Genomic DNA, 6016 nt, shown 5'->3' with positions numbered 1-6016 from the left:
CAAGGCGGCGGCAACCGCGTTGGCGTACTGCATCGGTGTGGTCTTGCTCGCGTAGACGTGGGTTTCGTTGGCGTCGAGAAAAGCGGTGAATCGGCTGCGATACGCGGCGGCAACTTCGGCGGGGGCCGTGGCGATGATCTCTTCGGCCGAGGCGCGCAGCTTGCGCCAGATCGGCGTTTCCACTACGCCCGGCTGGATCACCGACACGTGTACCCCCAGTGGCCGCAATTCGCGGCGCAGTGCATCACTTAACCCTTCTTTGCCGAACTCGGCTGCCGCATACGCACCGAAAAATGGCGGTGCGACGTTGCCGATACTGGAGCTGACGTTGACGATTCGGCCCTTGGAGGCGCGCAGCAACGGCAGGAAACGTTGTGTAATCTCAAGCGCCCCAATGAGATTTGTTTCGAGCTGAGCGCGCAGTGCGTCGATCGGAAGGCACTCTAATGGTGCACTGACGCAGACACCGGCGTTGTTCACCACGGCCCACAGTCCGGTGTCGGCACACCGCAGTTCCACGTAGTCACCGGCCTGCGCGATCGAGGTTGCGTCGGTGACGTCCAGTAGCACCGGGATCAATTCTCCGGCCGACGGGGGCAGATTGATTAGGTCGTCGGCGCTGGACTCTGACCGCACGCCCGCGAACACCCGATACCCGAGATCGGCGAGGTGCAAGGCAGCCGCCCGACCGAGTCCGCTTGACGCGCCGGTGATTACCACTGATTTGTGCCGCGGCCGCCGCAGCGCCGAGGACGTCATCGCACGATCCTAGCGGCGCCCGTTCTACGGCTTATCCGAAAAGCACAAGTGGCGGCGTTGATTGGCGCGGTAGTCGGCGCGACGAGCACTCCATCACCGATGCACTGCCACCGAAATCCGTTCCAGGACAGCCCATTCGAAAGGGCAATGTGCGCTATAGCGCGTCGGTGAAGGCCGACTGTCTAAACCCAGCGCCGAAACGCCGACACTGCGCATTACCGGGGCGACGGCACCCTCGCGTGTGGCCGCCTGAGCTCGGGCCGTCGACCATCAGATGTGTGTCCGAGGGGGGACTTGAACCCCCACGCCCAGTAATAGGGCACTAGCACCTCAAGCTAGCGCGTCTGCCATTCCGCCACTCGGACCGGACCAACAATTGTGGCAGCTAAGGCTATCGGATTGGCCTCTACCGACCCAAACTAGCGCGGCGAGCTTGCGGATGAGGTGCCCGCCCGCACCAGAGCCGCGCAATTCGGTGGAGGTGACCCCGCCAATGGTAGGAAAGGTGACTGTGACGGTTCCTGCCGGATTGCCAGTCGACGACGTGGTGGACGTCGTCAGCACGCTGATCCGGTTCGACACCACCAACACCGGTGACCCGGAGACCACCAAAGGGGAGGCGGAGTGCGCCCGGTGGGTCGCAGACCAGCTGGACGAAGTCGGCTACCAGGTCGAATACGTCGAGTCCGGTGCGCCCGGCCGCGGAAATGTGTTCGCCCGGCTGGCGGGCGCGGATAGTTCGCGCGGCGCTCTGCTGGTCCACGGTCATCTCGACGTGGTGCCGGCCGAGCCGGCCGATTGGAGCGTGCACCCGTTCTCCGGCGCCGTCGAGGACGGCTATGTCTGGGGCCGCGGCGCGGTCGACATGAAAGACATGGTCGGCATGATGATCGTCGTGGCTCGCCAGTTCCGGCGGGCCGGCATCGTGCCACCCCGCGACCTGGTGTTCGCGTTCGTCGCCGACGAGGAGAACGGCGGCAAGTTCGGCGCGCAGTGGCTGGTCGACAATCGCCCCGACCTGTTCGCCGGGGTGAGTGAAGCGATCGGCGAAGTTGGTGGTTTTTCGCTGACGGTGCCGCGCCGCGACGGCGGCGAACGTCGGCTGTATCTGATCGAGACCGCCGAGAAGGGGCTGCAGTGGATGCGGCTGACCGCCCGGGGCAAGGCGGGGCACGGCTCGATGGTGCACGACCACAACGCGGTCACGGTGCTCGCCGAAGCGGTCGCGCGGCTGGGCCGACACCGGTTCCCGCTGGTGCTCAGCGACACCGTCGTGCAGTTCCTGGCCGCTGTCGGTGAGGAGACCGGGCACGCCTTCGACGCCGATTCCCCCGACCTGGAAGGGGCGATCGACAAGCTGGGCCCTATTGCGCGCATCCTGAAGGCCACCCTGCGCGACACGGCCAACCCGACGATGCTCAAGGCCGGCTACAAGGCCAACGTCGTCCCGGCCACCGCGGAGGCCATGGTGGACTGCCGTGTGCTTCCCGGGCGGCAGGCGGCGTTCGAGGCGGAAGTCGACGAGCTGATCGGCCCGGACGTGACCCGCGAATGGATCAGGGATCTGCCGTCCTATGAGACCAGCTTCGACGGCGACCTCGTCGACGCCATGAACGCCGCGCTGCTAGCCGTCGATCCCGAGGCTCGGACCGTGCCCTACATGCTGTCCGGCGGAACAGATGCAAAAGCCTTCGCCCGCTTAGGTATTCGCTGTTTCGGGTTCATCCCGCTGCGGTTGCCGCCGGACCTCGATTTTTCTGCGCTGTTCCATGGCGTCGACGAGCGGGTACCCGTGGACGCGCTGAGGTTCGGCACCCAAGTGCTGGCGAATTTTCTGACACACTGCTGACGAGACGAGAGGACTGACCATGGCCACACCGCCTGACCCCTATGCCCGGCTGCCCAAGTTGCCGTCGTTCGCACTGACATCGAAGTCGATCACCGACGGCCAGCCGCTGGCCACCGCCCAGATCAGCGGCATCATGGGCGCCGGCGGCGAGGACGTCAGCCCGCAGCTGAGCTGGTCGGGCTTTCCCGACGAGACCCGCAGCTTCGCGGTCACCGTCTACGACCCTGATGCGCCGACTCTGTCCGGGTTCTGGCACTGGGCGGTGGCCAACCTGCCGGCGAACGTCACCGAGCTACCCGAGGGCGTGGGCGACGGACGTGAACTGCCCGGTGGTGCGCTGACATTGGTCAACGACGCGGGCATGCGCCGCTACGTCGGCGCCGCTCCGCCGCCCGGCCACGGCCCGCACCGCTACTACATCACCGTCCATGCGGTGGGCGTGGAAAAACTCGACCTCACCGAGGACGCCAGCCCCGCGTTTCTGGGGTTCCAGTTGTTCCAGCACGCCCTCGCGCGGGCGGTCATCTACGGCACCTACGAGCAGCGGTAACTGCGCGCCGAGTGTGGACTTATTGGACGCCATGCGGCTTGGAGCGTGACACAACTCCACACTCGGCGGCGGTCATCAGTGCGCTGCCGACCCGACGGCCTCGCTCAGCGACGTGAACCCGCCGTCGCGGAGGCGGCGCGCGATCCCGTCGTGGATGTGCTTGGGCCACAAGCCGCCTCCGTAGATGAAGCCGGTGTAGCCCTGCAACAGTGACGCTCCCGCCGTGATGCGTTCCCAGGCGTCGTCGACGGTTTCGATGCCGCCGACGCTGATCAGCGCCAACCGGTCGCCGACCCGCTCGTACAGCCGCCGCAGTATCTCGGTGGCCCGGCATGCCAGCGGCGGCCCCGAAATGCCGCCGCTGCCCAGCTCGGCCACACCGCTGCTGGCCAGGCCGTCGCGCACGATGGTGGTGTTGGTGGCCACGATGCCGGCCAAGCCGAGCTCGACGGCCAGGTCTGCAATGGCGTCGATGTCGGCATCGGACAGATCGGGCGCGATCTTCACCAGCACCGGCTTGGACGTCTCGGCGCGAACCGCGGCCAAGATTGGGCGCAGGGACTCCACCGCCTGCAAGTCCCGTAGCCCCGGTGTGTTGGGGGAGCTGACGTTGACCACCAGATACGACGCCAGCGGGCCGACCAGGCGGGCACTGGTCCGGTAGTCCTCGGCGGCATTCTCGGACGGAGTCGCCTTGGTCTTGCCGATATTGACACCGACCGGCACGTCGGGACGATGTCGTGCGAGCCGGATCGCCAACTGGCCGGCACCGTCGTTGTTGAACCCCATGCGGTTCAGCAGCGCCCGGTCGGAAGGGAGCCGAAACAACCGCGGAGCAGGATTACCCGGCTGCGGCTCGGCGGTGACGGTGCCGACCTCGGCGTAGCCGAACCCCAGCGCCCCCCAGATGTGCAGTCCGGTGGCGTCCTTGTCGAACCCGGCCGCCAGCCCGAGCGGTCCCGGGAACCGCACTCCGAACACGGTGCTGGCGAGCACCGGATCCCTCGGCGCCAACAGCCGGTGCAGTAGTCGGCGTAGCGGGGGAGCAGCGGTCACAGCGCGAAGCGCCGCGAAGACAAGCCGGTGAACCTGTTCCGCCGGAAGCAAAAACAGCAGCGGGCGCGCCACGCGGTATAACCGATGCTCGCTTTCGCGCGCTCGATTCACAGTTCCGGCTGGTCGGGCCGCCGGTCGAGGGAAGGCTTCTTACGGCGCAACAACACCCGCCGGCTCCCGTCGGTGTAAAGCCGCACCCGCGTCAACTCCCAGCCGCGGTACTCCGCCTCGATCGATAGCCGCGTCGACGCGCTGACCCGGGTCACCTCCGGTGGCAGGCGCAACGGCACCCACTCGTACTCGTCGGACATCTCCGTCGTCCACTCAGCGGGTAACCGGCTGCGGCGCGCCGCGCTCAACGCCGGCCCGCCGCATGTTCGATGACCTGGACTCCATCACCCGACCCCGACACCACGTACAACGTGCCCGAAGCATCGTCAAAGGCCAGCGAGTTAGGTTGCCGCACGGTTGGGTAACGTACCTTTTCGACGGGTATTCCGGTGGTCAGATCGTAACCAATGACCATATTCGTTGCTGTTTGCGATACCCAAGCGAGTCCGCGCGAGCCTGCCAGACCGTACGGCGCCTGCCGCACCGGGTAGGCCTGGCGCAAGATCAGCGGGTCGACCCCGAACACCATCAGCTGGCCGCCGCGGGTGTCGGCAACCAGCACCCGGCCCAGCGGGTCGGCGGCCAAGGTGGTCGCGCCTCGTCCGGCGCGCAGCGCCTGGTCGGCGTCGCCGTCGGCGCCGATCGCTGTCACCGAGGTCTGACCCCGGTCTAACACAACGATCGTATTGCCTTGTGCCACAACCGCGTCCACGCGGGCGAAGAGCTTGTTTCGTTTGGCGACGGCGGCCCTGCCGGCGGCCGGCTTTTCGAGCAGATACACCGCTCCGTCGGCGCTGCCCAAGATGAGCTTCCCGTCGGCGCGCCGGGCGATCGCGATGAAGTCGGTGTCGGCTGCGCCGTCGACGTCGACCCGCACGGTATGGCCAGCGGACAAGTCCACGACGAAGTACCCGCCGCGTCCGGAGAGGTAAGCGGTGCCGCGGCCGTCGGCGGTCAACGCGGTCGCCGGCCCGGGCAGCGCGATGCTGCGCGGCGGCTGCGCGGTGCCCACCACAGCGATGTCCGAAGGGGCCGCCGGATCGGGACCGGGGCTTAACACCGCCAGCCGCGAGGTCGCCGAATCGAACACCGCCGCCTGCGGGTGACCACCCAGCGGCAGCACCACGCCGGTCGGGCTGGCCGCGACCGGAGGTGACTGAGCGGGCTGTGCCGGCGCGATGGTCGGCGGTGCTGTCTCCAGCGCGTGCGACGAACAGGCTGCGGCGAAGGTAACGCAAAACAGCAGGCCGGCGACGCGACGGCGATCTTGGGGTTTACAGATTCGCACCACCGGGTAACTCTTAGACCATGCAACAGAACCTGGGACTGGGCTCCGATTCTAAGGAACACTGTTGGCCGCGTCCCGGGCCCGCCACCCAGATCCCGTGCATCGCCGAAGGTATGGTCCACCCATGACCCGCGCCGGCGACGATGCAGAGCGCAGCGATGAGGAGGAGCGGCGCTCATGACCGTCGCCGAAGACCGTCAGTTTTCCGGCCTCGAGTTCACCATCGAGGACATGTCGACCGGGATCTTCGCGAGCGGATACGGGCACGTCGGTGACGGACGCAGCTTCTCCTTCCACACCGAACGTCGTTGCCTCGTCGTCGAGGTCTACCGGCCCCGGCTGAGCGGATTGGTACCGCAAGCCGAAGACGTCGTCGCGAAGGCAACCCGCAGCCTGGTCGGCA

General features: G+C 67.1%; 7 protein-coding genes and 1 tRNA gene. 3 read left to right on the top strand and 5 right to left on the bottom strand.

Features of this window, described 5'->3' with window-relative positions; translation table 11 throughout:
- Nucleotides 1-759: SDR family NAD(P)-dependent oxidoreductase (locus tag VFA16_RS16370; RefSeq protein WP_324968828.1), on the bottom strand; the 759-nt coding region annotated here is incomplete at its 3' end.
- A 279-nt stretch (nt 760-1038) separates the two neighbouring features.
- Nucleotides 1039-1124, bottom strand: a tRNA-Leu gene (locus VFA16_RS16365).
- Nucleotides 1125-1252: 128 nt separating this feature from the next.
- Between VFA16_RS16365 and VFA16_RS16360 the strand changes: the two genes are divergently transcribed.
- Complete coding sequence (locus tag VFA16_RS16360) at nt 1253-2608, top strand: M20/M25/M40 family metallo-hydrolase (RefSeq protein ID WP_324968827.1); 1356 nt, start codon at nt 1253-1255, stop codon at nt 2606-2608.
- 19 nt (nt 2609-2627) lie between these two features.
- Complete coding sequence (locus VFA16_RS16355) at nt 2628-3158, top strand: YbhB/YbcL family Raf kinase inhibitor-like protein (protein WP_324968826.1); 531 nt, start codon at nt 2628-2630, stop codon at nt 3156-3158.
- 75 nt (nt 3159-3233) lie between these two features.
- On the opposite strand, the gene VFA16_RS16350 is transcribed toward VFA16_RS16355, so the two are convergent.
- Genes VFA16_RS16350 through VFA16_RS16340 form a run of 3 tightly spaced genes read right to left on the bottom strand, consistent with a single transcriptional unit; the run spans nt 3234 to nt 5607 of the window.
- Complete coding sequence (locus tag VFA16_RS16350; RefSeq protein ID WP_414687741.1) at nt 3234-4286, bottom strand: quinone-dependent dihydroorotate dehydrogenase; 1053 nt, start codon at nt 4284-4286, stop codon at nt 3234-3236.
- A gap of 35 nt (nt 4287-4321) precedes the next feature.
- Nucleotides 4322-4573, bottom strand: coding sequence for a DUF5703 family protein (locus tag VFA16_RS16345; protein ID WP_324968824.1), 252 nt, complete (start codon nt 4571-4573; stop codon nt 4322-4324).
- The gene (locus tag VFA16_RS16340; RefSeq protein ID WP_414687742.1) at nt 4570-5607 is read right to left on the bottom strand and encodes an SMP-30/gluconolactonase/LRE family protein; all 1038 of its coding nucleotides are present in this window, start codon (nt 5605-5607) and stop codon (nt 4570-4572) included. Before VFA16_RS16340 ends, VFA16_RS16345 begins: the two co-directional genes overlap by 4 nt.
- Before the next feature lie 183 nt (nt 5608-5790).
- Here VFA16_RS16340 and VFA16_RS16335 point away from each other — a divergent pair.
- Nucleotides 5791-6016 (top strand): hypothetical protein (locus tag VFA16_RS16335; protein WP_324968823.1); only part of this gene is annotated, 226 nt, incomplete at its 3' end.

Origin of the sequence: Mycobacterium sp., assembly GCF_035653355.1 — a bacterium.
Lineage (GTDB): Bacteria > Actinomycetota > Actinomycetes > Mycobacteriales > Mycobacteriaceae > Mycobacterium.
This window is presented reverse-complemented; position numbering and strand designations above follow the sequence as displayed.

Excerpts from the sequence above, each read along its gene's own strand:
- VFA16_RS16355 (WP_324968826.1), top strand. The coding sequence starts at position 2,628 with ATGGCCACACCGCCTGACCCCTATGCCCGGCTGCCCAAGTTGCCGTCG.
- VFA16_RS16360 (WP_324968827.1), top strand. The coding sequence starts at position 1,253 with ATGGTAGGAAAGGTGACTGTGACGGTTCCTGCCGGATTGCCAGTCGAC.